This is a genomic window from Thalassovita sp. ABM4_323, assembly GCF_056158665.1.
In genome coordinates, this window is the sequence record NZ_JBSWTS010000007.1 from 900,737 (window position 1) to 915,421 (window position 14,685).

Below are 14,685 nucleotides of genomic sequence, written 5' to 3' on the forward strand. Positions count from 1 at the left end.
GCTTGCCCGCATTGACCTTTGCCGTCTATGGGTGCAGCATTCGGTTAACATGCGAAGGAAATCCCATGCAGCCGCTAACTGGTATCGCACTGAAACTGTGCTCGGTCCTGATGTTCATCACGATGGCCTCGTTGATCAAGGCCACATCCGAGCACGTGCCTCCTGGGCAGGCGGTGTTTTTCCGGTCGATTTTCGCGGTGCCGATCATTCTGGGCTGGCTGGCCGTTCGGGGTGATCTGAAAACCGGGCTCACGGTAGAATCCAAGATGTCGCATTTCTGGCGGGGCTTCATTGGCACCGCCGCGATGGGGTTGTTCTTTGCCAGCCTCGGCCTTTTGCCCTTGCCCGAGGTCACAGCGATCGGTTTCGCGGCCCCGCTGTTGATCGTGATTTTCGCCGCGATGTTCCTGGGCGAACCTGTCGGGGTATTCCGTCTGGCTTCGGTTGGGTTGGGGCTGGTGGGGGTTGTCATCATTATGGCTCCGCGCCTGACATTACTGTCTGCGGACGTGGTCGAGATGACCCAAGCCATCGGCACCATGGTCGCGCTTATGGCGGCGGTGTGCATGGCGTTGGCGCAGATCTATATTCGCAAGCTGGTACAAACCGAACAAACATCCGCCATCGTGTTCTACTTTTCGCTGACCTCCTCGGGGCTGGCCTTGCTGACATTGCCCTTTGGCTGGGTCATTCCCAGCGCAACCGAAGCGGCGCTGCTGGTTGCCGCCGGTCTGATCGGAGGCGTGGGGCAGATACTGCTGACCTCTGCCTATCGTTTCGCCGGAGCCTCGGTCGTGGCGCCGTTTGACTATGCCTCGATGTTGTTCGCGCTGGTGATCGGGTTCTTCATCTTTGACGAGGTGCCCACCGTGCAAATGCTGCTCGGGGCCGGAATCGTGATCATCGCTGGGGTGGTCATCATCTGGCGCGAACAGGTGCTGGGGCTGAAGCGCTCTAAGGCACGATCCGGCATGACGCCACAGGGCTAGCGCCCGCTAAGCGCCGCTGCGACATAGGCGGGGGCCATCAGCATCCTTCGGTAGCGCCCCAAGGGAAATCTTTTGGGAACATCCTGCATCAGTTGCGGGTAGTGATCGCCCGCATCCTGTTCCACGGCCAACCGGGCAAGGATCGCGCCCGAATGGGTTGCCATGGCCACGCCGTTGCCGTGATAGGCAAAGGCTGCAAAAGCCCCGGGCATTTCCGGCACAGGGCCCACATAGGGTGTCAGATCGCTGGCAAAAGCCAAGGCTCCATTCCAGCTGTGGGGCGTCTCCACATGTTTCCAGAAGGGAAAGGCGCGTTCAAACTGGTCGCGGGTGCGGTGTTGCAGCGATTTGAACGCTTTTGGGCCGGAAAACAGTCCTCCTCGCATCCCGAACAGGAACTGCCCAGTCGGCATAAGCCGGAAGTAATGCAGCAAGGTCTGATGGGTATAGGCCATCTGGGGGCTGCTCCACCCATTTGCGATCTCGTCCGGGGTCAGCGGACGTGTGACCAGCACGTTCGACTGCAACGGCAGGAACCGCCCGCGCATCCACGGGGGGACGTCCTCGGAAGAATAACCATTGGTGGCAAAAATCACCTTGTCCGCGCGGATCCGAGCGGCCGGGGTTGTCAGGGTAAAACTGCCATTCTGACGCGACACCGACCGCACGGGGCTAAGCGCATGAAGCCGGGCCCCTGCCGCCATCGCCGCCTCTGCCAGCCCATCTGCAAATTTGCGCGGGTTCAGGCCAAAGCCATGCGGCAGGGTCAGCGCACCAAAATACGCGCCCTTCATTCCCAGGGCGGGCAGCTCTTCGGCCTCGTGCAGGGTCGACGTTGCACCATAGACAGCATCGGCCTGGGGCTTTTCCTTGCGCAAGGCTTTCATCGCGCGGGCAGAGTGCGCCAGGATCGTTTCACCCTGGGAATGGGTGTCGGCCTGAATGTTGTGCGTGGCCAATAATTCGCGGACCAGATGGATCGCGGCAACCTCGGTTGCGTACCAGTGGCGTTCGCCGTCTTCGCCATAGCGCTTGGCCAGCAGGTGTTCAGGCAGCGCGGTGCCCCCTAAACAGCAGAACCCGCCATTGCGCCCCGAGGCCCCCCAACCGGGGGATTGCGCGTCCAGCACCACAACATCCACGCCGTTCTGGGCCAGATGAAGAGCGGCAGACAGGCCGGTAAAGCCCGCCCCCACGATGGCCACCTGCGCATGAATGTCGCCCTGGGCCTTGCTGGCCGAGATCGTTGACGGCCCCCAGAAACAGGCCTGCACTGGCCCGTCGCCATAGGCGAAATCGGACAGGATTCGGGTCATGGCTGCGCGGCGGATTGCTCTTCTTGTTTGGCCCGGACAGCGGCGCGCTTGGTCACCAACGAGGCCGTGATGACCCCCACCGCAACGATCCCAATCATGATGGTCGACAGGGCGTTGATCTCGGGGCTGACGCCCAATCGAACGGCCGAGAAGATTTTGATCGGCAAGGTCGTGGCCGACGGACCGGCGGTGAACGACGCGATCACCAGATCATCCAGCGACAGGGTAAAGGCCAGCAACCAGCCCGAGATTACGGCCGGCGCGATGATCGGCAGTGTCACCAGCCGGAAGGATTCCAGCGGCGTGCAGCCCAGATCCAGCGCGGCCTCTTCCAGGGATTTGTCGAAACTGACCAGCCGCGAGGACACGACCACCGACACATAGCACATGGAAAACGTCGTATGCGCCAGGATGATGGTGAAAATCCCGCGATCCAGCCCGATCCCAATGAACAACAGCAGCAGCGACAGGCCGGTGATCACCTCGGGCATCACCAGCGGCGCATAGATCATGCCGGAAAACAAAGTCCGCCCGTAAAACCGCCCCGCCCGCACCAGAACATAGGCCGCCATGGTGCCCAGAACCGTCGCGATGGTCGAACTGGCAACAGCGACTTGCACTGTGACCCATGCGGCCTCGAGGAAGGCGTCATTCTGCAACAGCTCGCCATACCATTTGGTACTGAAACCCGCCCAAACCGTCACCAGTTTGCTGGCATTGAAGCTGTAGATCACCAGGATGACCATCGGCAGGTACAAGAACACAAAGCCAAGCGTCAAAGAGGTGGCATTGAACCAGGTGAAACGTCTCATCAGCCCTTCTCCCTCTCTTTTTGCTCGTTGCGCTGGAACAGGATGATGGGAATGATCAGGATCAACAGCAGCACCACAGCCACGGCGCTGGCGACGGGCCAGTCGCGGTTGCTAAAGAACTCTTCCCACAGCACTTTGCCGATCATCAGCGTGCCCGACCCGCCTAGCAACGAGGGGATCACGAACTCGCCAATCGTGGGGATGAACACCAGGAAACAGCCCGCGATGATACCGCTTTTGGACAGAGGGATCGTCACCAGCCAAAAGGCCGACATGCGCGAACATCCCAGATCCTCGGCGGCCTCCAGCAGGGATCCGTCCAGCTTTTCCAGCGCGGCATAGATGGGCAGGATCATGAAGGGCAGATAGGTATAAACGATGCCGATATAGACGGCCGAATTTGTGTTCAGGATGGTCAGCGGCTCCGAGATCAGCCCGGTCCACATCAGGAACTGGTTCAAAAAGCCCTCGTTCGACAGGATGCCCATCCAGGAATAGACACGGATCAGACAGCTGGTCCAGAATGGCAGGATTACCAGCATCATCAGCGTGGGCCGCCATTCATCCGGCGCCATCGCCATGCCATAAGCAATGGGATAGCCCACCAGCAACGTCAGCAGCGTGGACACCAGCGCGATTTGCAGGCTGGACAGGTAGGCCTTCCAATACAGGTCATCCTCGGTCAGCCACACGAAGTTTTCCAGATCCAGCTGGCTGAAGAAGCCCTTGATTGCCGCCCATCCGCCGGACAGGTCCAGCGTCGGCATATACGGAGGAATGGCCAAAGCTGCGTCGCTAAGCGCGATTTTCAGCACGATCACAAAGGGGATCAGGAATAGCGCCAGCAGCCATAGATACGGGACAGAGATCAGGAACAGGCGCCGCATCTTATTGCTCCAATACCGAGCCAGCGGTCAGCGTCCAGCTCAGCCAGACCTCGTCTTCCCAGGTAAAGCCGCGACGCGACAGGCGGCGCGTGTTCGTGGCTTGTGCCTTGACCATCAGACCGCCGGGGATTTCAACGTGATAGGTCGAGATATTGCCCAGATACCCGATGTCGATGATCTTGCCCTTGACGGCATTTGCGGCACCTTCGGGCTTGTCCGCCGAGATGTTGATTTTCTCGGGGCGAATGGCCACGAATGTGGTTTGGCCATCCGTCAGCGCGCGGCTGGTCTGGGCATGGATAGGGGCCTGATCGGCGTGCCATTTGATATCATAGCCATCCGGGCCAGATTGGCTGGCCGTGCCTTGAATAATGTTCACATCCCCAATGAAATCAGCCACATAGACCGAGTTTGGCTCTTCATAGATATTTGCAGGGGTGGCGACCTGCATGATGCGGCCTTCGTCCATCACGGCGACGCGGCTGGCCACGGTCATGGCCTCTTCTTGGTCGTGGGTGACGATCACAAAGGTGGTGCCGGTCTTTTCCTGGATGTCCATCAGTTCGAACTGGGTTTCTTCGCGCAGTTTGCGGTCCAGCGCGCCCAGGGGTTCGTCAAGCAACAGCAGTTTTGGTGCTCGCGCCAGGGATCGTGCCAAGGCCACCCGCTGACGTTGCCCGCCCGAGATTTGGTGCGGTTTGCGCTTGGCAAATTTGGACAGGCGGGTCAGGCGCAGCATCTCTTCGACCCGTTCGGAAATCTGATCCTTGGGCATTTTCTGCCGCTTCAGGCCGAAGGCAATATTCTCCCAGATCGAAAGATGCGGGAACAGCGCGTAGGATTGGAACATCATGTTCACCGCCCGATCATTGGGCGGCACTTGGGCCATGTCTTGCCCGGCAATGATGATCTGCCCCTCGGTCGGGGTTTCAAAACCTGCCAGCATCCGCATCATCGTGGTTTTGCCACAGCCAGACGGCCCCAGAAGGGCGAAGAACTCGCGCTCATAGATATCCTGGGTCAGGTTATCGATGGCGGTGAAGTCACCAAACCGTTTGGTCACGCCTTTGAACTGAATCAGAGGCGTTTCTGTCGGGTCATTCCAAGGAGCAAATTCAGTTTCAGTCATTTCAATCCCCACAAAAGACGGCCCGCGCAAACGAGGCGCGGGCCGATACAGGTATTTTAGGTGCCCGATTTGATCTTGGTCCACAGGCGGGTCACGATGCGTTGGACCTTCTGCGGGTAGGGACCCTTGATATAGGTGTTCGCCATGGCCTCGGCGCTGGGATAGATCGCCGGATCACCGATCACGTCTTCCTCCAGGAACTCTTGCGAGGCCTTGTTGCCGTTGGCGTAGTAGACATAGTTCGACGCCGTTGCCATGTTGTTGGCATCCAGAATGAAGTTCAGGAAGGTATGCGCTGCCTCGGGGTTGGGAGCGTCCGCGGGAATGGCCATCTGGTCAAACCACATCAGGGCGCCTTCGGACGGGGCGTTATAGGCGATTTCAACGCCGTTTTCGGCCTCGTCGGCACGGTCGCGTGCTTGCAGGATGTCACCCGACCAACCCACGGCCACGCAAATGTCGCCATTGGCCAGCGCGTTGATGTATTCCGAGCTGTGGAACTTCTGCACATAGGGGCGCACGCCCGCGAACAGCGCTTCGACCTTGCCGATGACGGCCTTGTCGTGGCTGTTGGGATCTTCCCCCAGATAGGTCAGCGCAGCGGGGACCATTTCATCGGGCGCGTCCAGGAAATGCACGCCACAAGCGCTTAGCTTTTCCATATTGGCCGGGTCAAACACCAGCGCCAGCGAGTCGATCGGAGCGTCTTCGCCCAGAACCTCTTTGACCTTGCCGACATTCACGCCGATCCCGGTGGTGCCCCACATATAGTTGATCGAGTAGGCGTTGTCGGGGTCAAACCGCGCGGTGCGATCCTGGATCGTGTCCCACAGGTTGCCAATATTGGGCAGCTTGCTGGTGTCCAGTTTCTGGAACACACCCGCCTGTATCTGGCGTTGCAGGAACGAACCGGTCGGCACCACGACGTCGTAGCCCGAGCCACCCGCCAGCAGCTTGGTTTCCAGCACCTCGTTGCTGTCGAACACGTCGTAGATCAGCTTGATACCAGTTTCTTCCTCGAACTTGGTCAGAAGACCTTCGTCGATATAGTCGGACCAGTTATAGACCCGGACTTCGTCAGCGACAGCGGTACCGGCACACAGTGCAGCTACGGCTGTCATGGTCAGAAAACGTTTCACCATTGCATATCTCCCCATGGGTTTCGGGATTAACTTCCCGTTGATCTTAATTTGATCAAAAGTTTCCAATCAAGGCAATATGGAAATGTTTTCACGGGTCCAGTAAACTCGCAAGAATTGGATTTAGTTGACTGCGGGGAAATGAGGCAGAATGGACGGAAGCGCCCAGAAAGTGACCGGGAAAGAAACAGGTAAGGCCCGCCTTCCGGCGCACGAGGTGATTTATCGCAAGTTACGCGAACAGATCTTGTTTGGTGAAATCGCGCCGGGTCAGCCCGTCACCATTCAGGGCCTCACGGACCGATTGGATGCAGGTATGACCCCCGTGCGCGAGGCCATCCGCCGCCTGACCGCCGAGGGCGCATTGGAATTCCAGGGCAATCGTCGGGTGATCGTCCCGCTGTTGACGGCCGAGAATATTGCGGAAATTACGTATGCGCGTCAGTGGCTTGAGTCTCATCTGGGATTGCGTGCTACCGAGCGCGCCAAGCCCGAAGACCTGGCCGAACTGACCCAGCTGGATGATGATCTGGATGCCGCCATCGCCAAGGGGGATCTTCAGGGGTATCTGGAAAATAACTATCGGTTCCACGCGAAAATTTATGAATTGGCTGATGCTCCGATACTGGCGGCTATGGCCGAGGGACTGTGGCTGCGATTCGGACCGTCCTTGCGTGTTGTCTGTGGGCGGGTCGGAACGCAGAATTTGCCCGACAGGCACAAGGACCTGTTGGCCTGTATGCGCACCCGCGATGCCGAAGGCGCAGCGCGCGCCTGTCGCGAGGATATGCTGCAAGGGATGGAGCAAGTTCGCGATCTGCTGACGGCGAGCTGATTCGATTGACAATTGATAATTTGATCATATTCTGGTCAAAACGCGCATCGATCCCTTCGGGCGCCTAGTTTTGTCCTGTTCTATGAGGTCAGAAATGAACATGATCACCAACCACCTGCCCACCGAAGAGCTTCAGGCGCTGGACGCGGCTCATCATATGCATCCCTTTTCGACCCAGTCGGAACTGGCCGAGAAAGGCGCGCGTGTCATCACCCGTGCGAATGGGTCGTGGATCCATGATAGCGAGGGTAATCAAATCCTGGACGCGATGGCGGGCTTGTGGTGCGTGAATATCGGCTATGGCCGCGAACGCCTGGCCGAGGTGGCCGCCCGTCAAATGTCGGAACTGCCATATTACAACACCTTTTTCATGACGACCCACGTGCCCGCGATTGCGCTTAGTCAGAAACTGGCCGAGCTGGCGCCCGGGGATCTGAACCATGTCTTCTATGCCGGATCAGGGTCCGAGGCGAACGACACCAACCTGCGGATGGTGCGGACGTATTGGGCGCAAAAGGGCAAGCCTACCAAGAAAACCGTCATCAGCCGCAAAAACGCCTATCATGGCTCGACCGTGGGGGCCGCGTCTTTGGGCGGAATGACCGGAATGCATGCGCAAGGTGGGCTGCCGATCCCCGATATCTATCACATTGATCAACCCAACTGGTGGTCCGAGGGTGGGGATACCTCGCCCGAAGACTTCGGGTTGGAGCGCGCACAACAGCTGGAACAAGCGATCCAGGATCTGGGCGAAGATAACGTTGCCGCCTTTATCGCCGAGCCGATCCAGGGCGCTGGCGGGGTGATCGTCCCTCCGGCGACCTATTGGCCCGAGATCAAACGCATCTGCGACAAGTACGAAATCCTGCTGATCGCGGACGAGGTTATCTGTGGTTTTGGTCGGACGGGCAATTGGTTCGGCAGTGAAACCGTGGGCTGGACGCCGGATATTATGACCGTCGCCAAGGGGCTGAGCTCGGGGTACCAACCAATCGGCGGGTCCATCGTTAGCGACGAAGTGGCCGAGGTGATCGGCAATTGCGAGTTTAACCACGGCTATACCTACAATGCGCATCCCGTGGCCGCTGCGGTGGCGCTGGAAAACCTGAACATCATGCAAGAAGAGAAGATCGTCGAATACGTGCGCGACGATATTGCGCCCTATCTGAAGGAAAAATGGGAAGCCTTGGTGGATCACCCCATGGTAGGCGAGGCCAAAATTGACGGCATGATGGGCTCAATCGCTCTGACCCCGCACAAGGAAAGCCGTGCTGCCTTTGCATCGGATGCAGGGACTGTGGGCTTTATCTGTCGCGAGCGCTGCTTCGCCAATAATCTGGTGATGCGTCACGTCGGCGACCGTATGATCATCAGCCCGCCTTTGGTGATCTCTCGTGACGAAGTCGACACTTTAATCGAGCGCGCGGTTAAGTCGCTTGACGAGGGGATGGTTCGCGTTAAAGATGAGGGTCTGTGGGAGGCTGCGAATTAGGCGGCAGAGCGGGATTTCCCCGCGCCAGCGCAGGGGAAAAAATGCGTTCATTCTTTGGGCTATTCGGACTGATTTTTGTCATATGCGTTGTCTACCTGGCAATCTGGCCAGTTCCGGTTGAACCCAAAGCTTGGAATGCCCCGCCGAACCCGGGGTATTCCGGTGACTTCGCGCCCAATTCGCGGCTGAGCCAGCTGGACTTTCTGGATCTTGATGGTCGTCACGGCCCCGAGGACGTGGCGATCGGGCCTGATGGGCTGATCTATGTCGCCACACAGAATGGCGAGATTATCCGGCGCTCGACCGACCCAGAGGACACAGCCGAAGTTTTTGCGATTACCGGTGGCCGCCCTCTGGGGCTAGAGTTTGCTCCGGATGGGACGCTCTATGTGGCTGACGCCTATCGGGGGCTGCTTTCTGTGGATGGCAAAGGGGTCGTGCAGGAACTGGCGACCGAAGCAGACGGGCGCCCCATTCTATATGCCAACGATCTGGATATTGCCGCGGACGGTACGGTCTTTTTTAGCGATGCCTCGACCCGGTTCGGGGCCAAGGCCCATGGTGGGACCTTGTCCGCCTCGATTCTGGATCTGGTAGAGCATTCGAATAACGGGCGGGTGCTGAAATATGATCCTCGTAGTGGCCAAACCAGTCTGTTCACGAACGGGATGACTTTTCCGAATGGTGTCGCAATCGGACCGGACGGATCGGTGTTTGTGGTCGAAACCGGGGCCTATCGGGTGTGGCGCCTGTCGCCGGACGGCGCCGAGCGCGAGGTCGTGCTGGAAAACCTGCCGGGATTCCCCGACAACATCAATGATGCGCCGGACGGGACATTGTGGCTGGGGCTGGTCAGTCCGCGCAATGACCTGATGGACCAGCTTGATCAAAGCCCCGAGATACGCCGCGCAGTTTTGCGACTGCCAGAAAAGATGAAGCCTGCGCCAACTCGGTACGGGTTCATTTTGCGCATGAGAGCCGACGGCACAGTGATTGAAACGCTGCAAGATCCAGCAGGTGCCTATGCTTTAACCACTGGTGCGGTCAGTGCGCCGAACGGAATGATCTATGTTGCGTCGCTAACCGAGCGAAAACTAGGCGTTTTGCGACATTAGCGGCGAAATACCGCTGCCTGTTCGGCATTGAGTCCGCCAAATTGTCGTAAATGGAAAAAATAGGTCGTCTACATCCAGCGCCGGTTTGGATGCGATGACATTGTAATGAGCGAAACCAGCCTACTTATTGCGCCGCGCTTTGTTGTCCTTGGGTCAATAGAGTCGATATTTGTGACCGCGCAGTTCGATGGAACTGCTCTTTGACGATATTTAAGGCAATCGTCCCGCCCATGCGGCGATTTCGGTCGTTTTGGATGTTGTAAAATGGGTTCGTATGTAGTTGGCTGAGTTCAGATAAAAACATAGAACCCACGGGGGGGTCACTTGCTTGACGCTACAACGAACGACAGTTTCGTAAAATTTGATCGTGTCCAGAAAAGCTATGATGGTGAAACTCTGGTCGTCAAAGATCTGAACCTGGACATGCCCAAGGGCGAGTTCCTAACAATGCTTGGCCCGTCAGGTTCGGGCAAAACCACTTGCCTGATGATGTTGGCCGGCTTTGAAACGGCCACGCACGGCGAAATTCTTCTGGACGGAAAACCCATCAACAACATCCCACCGCACAAACGTGGTATCGGGATGGTGTTTCAGAACTACGCCTTGTTCCCGCACATGACTGTGGCCGAGAACCTTTCGTTCCCGCTTGAAGTCCGCGGCATGGACAAGTCCACGCGAGAAGAGAAAATCAAGCGCGCGCTGGATATGGTGCAGATGGGGGCCTTTGGTGGGCGCCGTCCGGCTCAGTTGTCCGGTGGCCAGCAACAGCGTATCGCGCTGGCCCGTGCGCTGGTGTTCGAACCCGAGCTGGTTTTGATGGACGAACCGCTGGGCGCCCTGGACAAACAGCTGCGCGAACACATGCAGTTCGAAATCACCCGTCTGGCGCACGAGCTGGGGATCACGACCGTATACGTGACCCACGACCAGACCGAGGCCCTGACCATGTCGGACCGCGTCGCCGTATTCGACGATGGCCGCATCCAACAGCTGGCCCCGCCGGATCAGTTGTATGAGGCGCCGCAGAACAGCTTTGTTGCTCAGTTCATCGGCGAGAATAACACGCTGGAAGGCACCGTCACCGAGATGAAGGGCGATGGCCTGTGCGTCGTCAAACTTGACGACGGCGAGCTGATCGACGCCAAGGCTGTGAATGTCTCGAAGGCGGGAGAGCGCACCAAGGTCTCGATCCGACCCGAACGTGTCGAGTTCAACAAGGCACGTCTGCAAGAAGGGGCCCACACCCTGAAGGCTGAAGTGCTGGAATTCATCTATATGGGTGACATTTTCCGCACCCGCCTGCGGGTCGCCGGAAACGAGGACTTTGTCGTCAAAACGCGAAACGCACCCGACCAGGATCGTCTGATCCCCGGTGCGCAGTTGGAAATCGGCTGGCTGCCATCCGACTGTCACGCGTTGGACGCCTAAAACCCGCTGGCCCGGCCTGTTCGGGCCCGCGTTCGTAACGAGAGGCGGAAGTACAACCCGTTCTGTCCTCTCGGCTCATTTAATAACGGGTATCAATGGGAGTTATGACAATGAAACTCAAAACAGCTCTTCTGGCATCGGCGCTGACCACTGCAGCATTTGCCGCTCAGGCTGGCAGCCACGGTGGTGGCGAAGTGACGGTGATGTCCTGGGGTGGGGCCTATACCAAGTCGCAGGTCGAGGCCTACCACAAGCCTTTCACCGCGATGACCGGTGTGAAAATCAACTCGATCGACGCGGACAACCCCGCAACTCCGATCAAGGCGCAGGTTGAAGCCGGCAACGTTTCGATCGACGTCGCTGACGTGGAATTCTCGGATGCCGTGCGTCTGTGTGACGAAGGCCTGCTGGAAGAAATCGACGCCTCGATGCTGCCCGCCGCCCCCGATGGCACCCCCGCTGCTGACGACTTCATCGAAGGTGCGATTCAGGATTGCGCGGTTGCAAACATCGTGTGGTCGACCGTTTTCGCCTATAACAAAGACAATGTTTCGATGGCGCCTGCGACCATCGGCGATTTCTTTGATACCGCCAAGATCCCCGGCAAGCGCGGCCTGCGTAAATCGGCCAAAGCGACCCTGGAAATGGCTCTGATGGCAGACGGCGTGCCCGCAGCCGAGGTCTATGACGTCCTGGACACCGACGAAGGCGTTGATCGCGCATTCGCCAAGCTGGACAGCATCAAAGGCGACATCGTCTGGTGGGAAGCCGGCGCTCAGCCTCCGCAGCTGCTGGCCGATGGCGAGGTCGTAATGTCGACCGCGTATAACGGCCGTATCTTCAACGCTGCCGTTGCTGAAAAACAGCCGCTGGAAGTCGTCTGGGACGGTCAGATCATGGACTTCGACCTGTTCGTGGTTCCCAAAGGTGCCCCCAACAAAGACGCCGCGATGGAGTTCATCGCATTTGCAACCGACACCCAGCGTCTGGCCGATCAGGCTTCGTGGATTTCCTACGGTCCTGCGCGTAAATCGTCGGGTGCTCTGGTTGGCAAATACTCGGATGGCGTGACCGAAATGGGTCCGCATATGCCGACCGCTTCGGCGAACCTGGGCAACGCTCTGGTCAACAACTTCGAGTTCTGGGTCGATAAAGACGCCGAGCTGAACGAGCGTTTCAACGCCTGGCTGGCCAACTAATCCAGTCCACAGGAATGCCCCCGGCGCCGTGCCGGGGGTGATCCAACCAATACAGGGTAAGGGCCACCAAAGGCCCGGCCCATGACGGGGAAAGGTACCATCCACATGACCGACGCAAGTGCGAACGGAGAGATGCTGACAACGGCGGACGGCAAACCGCTGAAGCAGGCCTTGGCCAGGGCGCAGTCCCACGCCAAACGCCGCGCATTTTTTCTGGTTCTGCCGCTCTTGGCTTTCATTCTGATCACCTTCGTGATGCCGATCGGCCAGATGCTGAAGAAATCCGTTCATAACGAAGGGTTTACGGTGCACGAAGAAATCGGGACCGGTGTCCGCACCCCGATCATGACGAATTTGAAAGCGTGGTTTGGCGACAATCCGCTGGGGACTGAACCGGACGAGGCGGCCTTTGCCGCGCTGGCGGCGGACCTTGTGGTTCTAAAAGAGCTACGCGCCGCCGGTCAGGCAGGAACCCGGATCAACTATGAACTGTCGGGCTCGCGCTCGATGTTCACAAAGGCCGCAAGAAAAGCCAATAAACTGGAGCCTCCGTATAAGGCCGCGATCCTGGATCTGGACGAAGATTGGGGTGATCCCGCGCTGTGGCGCGTGATGCGCGATGCGTCCTCGTCCTATACCTTTAACTTCTATCTGGCCGCTGCCGACCGCACCAAGAACGCCGATGGCGAGATCGTTATGGTGAACGAAAACCGGCAGGTCTATGTCAAGCTGTTCCAGCGTACGCTGTTCCTGTCGCTGCTGATCACCTTTCTGACCTTTGTTCTGGCCTACCCGATTGCGCATCTGCTGGCGACGCTGCCGCTGCGCCATTCGAACCTGCTGATGATCCTTGTTTTGCTGCCCTTTTGGACGTCGCTTCTGGTGCGAACGACCAGTTGGATGGTGCTATTGCAATCACAAGGCGTGGTGAACGATGCCTTGGTTGGAACCGGCCTGCTGGATGACGAGAACCGATTGCAGATGATGTACAACCAGCTGGGGACTGTGATCGCGATGACGCATATCCTGCTGCCGTTCATGGTGTTGCCGCTGTACTCGGTGATGCGCCCAATCAACCCGTCCTATGTACGCGCCGCGCGCAGTCTGGGTGCTACCAGCTGGACCGCGTTCCGCCGGATCTATTTCCCGCAGACCGTACCGGGGATCGGTGCTGGCGCGCTGTTGGTGTTCATCCTGGCAGTTGGCTACTACATCACGCCCGCTCTTGTGGGTGGTGCCGATGGTCAGCTGATTTCCAACCTGATCGCGTTCCACATGCAGAAATCGCTGAACTGGTCCTTGGCCGCGGCGCTGGCTGCGATGCTGCTGGGCGGGGTGATGATCCTATACTGGCTGTATGATCGCCTGATCGGCATCGACAATCTGAAACTGGGCTAAGGAGAGACGACAATGGCACTTCCGTCCTACGCCGACCCGCTGGAGAAAGCCTGGTATTACACCTATCTGGTGATCTGCGCGCTGATCTTTCTGTTCCTGATCGCGCCGATCCTGGTTGTGATCCCGCTCAGCTTTAACGCCGAGCCGTACTTTACCTTTACCGAGAAGATGCTGAAGTTCGATCCGACCGGGTATTCCACCCGCTGGTACGATCTGCTGCTTACCTTCGGCATGCTGGCCCCCGAGGCCCCGCGTGATTTCAGCTGGTGGGCCGATACCTGGTCCAACGCGGCCTGGATCAACGCGGCGAAGAACTCGGTCATCATCGGTTTCTTTTCGACCATCCTGGCCACCGGTCTGGGCACTGTCGCGGCGCTGGGTCTGTCCCGCCCCGAGATGCCCTATCGCCGGGTGATCATGGCGATCCTGATCTCGCCCATGATCGTTCCGATCATCATCGTGGCGACGGGTCTATTCTTCTTCTACTCGGCCATTTCGATCCAGGATTGGGGCATTCCCTATCTGGGTGTGATCCTGGCGCACGCGACCTTGGGCATTCCCTTTGTGATCATCACCGTGACGGCAACGCTGGTGGGTTTTGATCACTCGCTGACCCGCGCGGCGGCCAATATGGGCGCCGATCCGGTGACAACCTTCCGCCGGGTGCAGATGCCGTTGATCCTGCCCGGCGTGATCTCGGGGGCGCTGTTCGCCTTCGTCACCTCGTTTGACGAGGTCGTGGTGGTGCTGTTCGTGGGTGGCCTGGATGAACAAACCATCCCGCGCCAGATGTGGAACGGTATCCGCGAGCAAATCAGCCCGGCAATCCTGTCGGTGGCAACGATCCTGGTTCTGATCTCGATCGCGCTGCTGACCACGGTCGAACTGCTGCGCCGTCGCTCGGAACGCCTGCGCGGGATGAGCCCCGGCTGATCTGCCTGACAGA

13 protein-coding genes are annotated in these 14,685 nt (G+C 58.5%); 8 read left to right on the forward strand and 5 right to left on the reverse strand.

Annotated features, from left to right (window positions below):
* Positions 1 to 65 precede the first annotated feature (65 nt).
* A complete protein-coding gene (locus ACXADQ_RS06720; protein ID WP_475317323.1) occupies positions 66 to 989 on the forward strand; it encodes a DMT family transporter in 924 nt (307 codons plus the stop codon).
* On the opposite strand, the gene ACXADQ_RS06725 is transcribed toward ACXADQ_RS06720, so the two are convergent.
* From ACXADQ_RS06725 to ACXADQ_RS06745, 5 genes are read right to left on the reverse strand one after another with little or no spacing between them, the layout of a single operon-like run.
* On the reverse strand, positions 986 to 2,305 hold the full coding sequence (locus ACXADQ_RS06725) for an NAD(P)/FAD-dependent oxidoreductase (protein ID WP_475317328.1): 1,320 nt from the start codon (positions 2,303 to 2,305) through the stop codon (positions 986 to 988). The genes ACXADQ_RS06720 and ACXADQ_RS06725 overlap by 4 nt on opposite strands.
* Entirely contained in the window at positions 2,302 to 3,117 is an 816-nt protein-coding gene (locus ACXADQ_RS06730; protein ID WP_475317334.1) for an ABC transporter permease, read from the reverse strand. The genes ACXADQ_RS06725 and ACXADQ_RS06730 overlap by 4 nt, the downstream gene beginning before the upstream one ends.
* A complete protein-coding gene (locus tag ACXADQ_RS06735; RefSeq protein ID WP_475317339.1) occupies positions 3,117 to 4,004 on the reverse strand; it encodes an ABC transporter permease subunit in 888 nt (295 codons plus the stop codon). The genes ACXADQ_RS06730 and ACXADQ_RS06735 overlap by 1 nt, the downstream gene beginning before the upstream one ends.
* A 1-nt stretch (position 4,005) precedes the next feature.
* Positions 4,006 to 5,133: an ABC transporter ATP-binding protein gene (locus ACXADQ_RS06740; protein WP_475317342.1), complete on the reverse strand. Its 1,128-nt coding sequence runs from the start codon at positions 5,131 to 5,133 to the stop codon at positions 4,006 to 4,008.
* 56 nt (positions 5,134 to 5,189) lie between these two features.
* Positions 5,190 to 6,275: a polyamine ABC transporter substrate-binding protein gene (locus ACXADQ_RS06745; RefSeq protein WP_475317347.1), complete on the reverse strand. Its 1,086-nt coding sequence runs from the start codon at positions 6,273 to 6,275 to the stop codon at positions 5,190 to 5,192.
* A gap of 148 nt (positions 6,276 to 6,423) precedes the next feature.
* Here ACXADQ_RS06745 and ACXADQ_RS06750 point away from each other — a divergent pair, with 148 nt between their 5' ends.
* From ACXADQ_RS06750 to ACXADQ_RS06780, 7 genes are all read left to right on the forward strand, one after another.
* The gene (locus tag ACXADQ_RS06750; RefSeq protein WP_475317354.1) at positions 6,424 to 7,107 is read left to right on the forward strand and encodes a GntR family transcriptional regulator; all 684 of its coding nucleotides are present in this window, start codon (positions 6,424 to 6,426) and stop codon (positions 7,105 to 7,107) included.
* 94 nt (positions 7,108 to 7,201) lie between these two features.
* Positions 7,202 to 8,599 (forward strand): aspartate aminotransferase family protein, encoded by a 1,398-nt coding sequence (locus ACXADQ_RS06755; RefSeq protein ID WP_475317357.1) that lies wholly within the window; start codon positions 7,202 to 7,204, stop codon positions 8,597 to 8,599.
* 41 nt (positions 8,600 to 8,640) lie between these two features.
* Entirely contained in the window at positions 8,641 to 9,714 is a 1,074-nt protein-coding gene (locus tag ACXADQ_RS06760; protein ID WP_475317365.1) for an SMP-30/gluconolactonase/LRE family protein, read from the forward strand.
* Positions 9,715 to 10,038: 324 nt separating this feature from the next.
* A complete protein-coding gene (locus tag ACXADQ_RS06765) occupies positions 10,039 to 11,142 on the forward strand; it encodes an ABC transporter ATP-binding protein (RefSeq protein WP_475317370.1) in 1,104 nt (367 codons plus the stop codon).
* Between the two features lie 110 nt (positions 11,143 to 11,252).
* Entirely contained in the window at positions 11,253 to 12,341 is a 1,089-nt protein-coding gene (locus tag ACXADQ_RS06770) for an ABC transporter substrate-binding protein (RefSeq protein ID WP_475317372.1), read from the forward strand.
* 105 nt (positions 12,342 to 12,446) lie between these two features.
* On the forward strand, positions 12,447 to 13,739 hold the full coding sequence (locus ACXADQ_RS06775; protein ID WP_475317375.1) for an ABC transporter permease: 1,293 nt from the start codon (positions 12,447 to 12,449) through the stop codon (positions 13,737 to 13,739).
* Positions 13,740 to 13,751: 12 nt separating this feature from the next.
* Complete coding sequence (locus tag ACXADQ_RS06780; protein ID WP_475317378.1) at positions 13,752 to 14,672, forward strand: ABC transporter permease; 921 nt, start codon at positions 13,752 to 13,754, stop codon at positions 14,670 to 14,672.
* Positions 14,673 to 14,685 lie beyond the last annotated feature (13 nt).

What these genes read in the sequence shown, in the direction of transcription:
- ACXADQ_RS06725 (WP_475317328.1), bottom strand. Translation starts at nt 2,305, where the DNA reads ATGACCCGAATCCTGTCCGATTTCGCCTATGGCGACGGGCCAGTGCAG.
- ACXADQ_RS06730 (WP_475317334.1), bottom strand. Translation starts at nt 3,117, where the DNA reads ATGAGACGTTTCACCTGGTTCAATGCCACCTCTTTGACGCTTGGCTTT.
- ACXADQ_RS06735 (WP_475317339.1), bottom strand. Translation starts at nt 4,004, where the DNA reads ATGCGGCGCCTGTTCCTGATCTCTGTCCCGTATCTATGGCTGCTGGCG.
- ACXADQ_RS06760 (WP_475317365.1), top strand. Translation starts at nt 8,641, where the DNA reads ATGCGTTCATTCTTTGGGCTATTCGGACTGATTTTTGTCATATGCGTT.
- ACXADQ_RS06780 (WP_475317378.1), top strand. Translation starts at nt 13,752, where the DNA reads ATGGCACTTCCGTCCTACGCCGACCCGCTGGAGAAAGCCTGGTATTAC.
- ACXADQ_RS06770 (WP_475317372.1), top strand. Translation starts at nt 11,253, where the DNA reads ATGAAACTCAAAACAGCTCTTCTGGCATCGGCGCTGACCACTGCAGCA.
- ACXADQ_RS06740 (WP_475317342.1), bottom strand. Translation starts at nt 5,133, where the DNA reads ATGACTGAAACTGAATTTGCTCCTTGGAATGACCCGACAGAAACGCCT.
- ACXADQ_RS06745 (WP_475317347.1), bottom strand. Translation starts at nt 6,275, where the DNA reads ATGGTGAAACGTTTTCTGACCATGACAGCCGTAGCTGCACTGTGTGCC.
- ACXADQ_RS06750 (WP_475317354.1), top strand. Translation starts at nt 6,424, where the DNA reads ATGGACGGAAGCGCCCAGAAAGTGACCGGGAAAGAAACAGGTAAGGCC.
- ACXADQ_RS06775 (WP_475317375.1), top strand. Translation starts at nt 12,447, where the DNA reads ATGACCGACGCAAGTGCGAACGGAGAGATGCTGACAACGGCGGACGGC.
- ACXADQ_RS06755 (WP_475317357.1), top strand. Translation starts at nt 7,202, where the DNA reads ATGAACATGATCACCAACCACCTGCCCACCGAAGAGCTTCAGGCGCTG.
- ACXADQ_RS06720 (WP_475317323.1), top strand. Translation starts at nt 66, where the DNA reads ATGCAGCCGCTAACTGGTATCGCACTGAAACTGTGCTCGGTCCTGATG.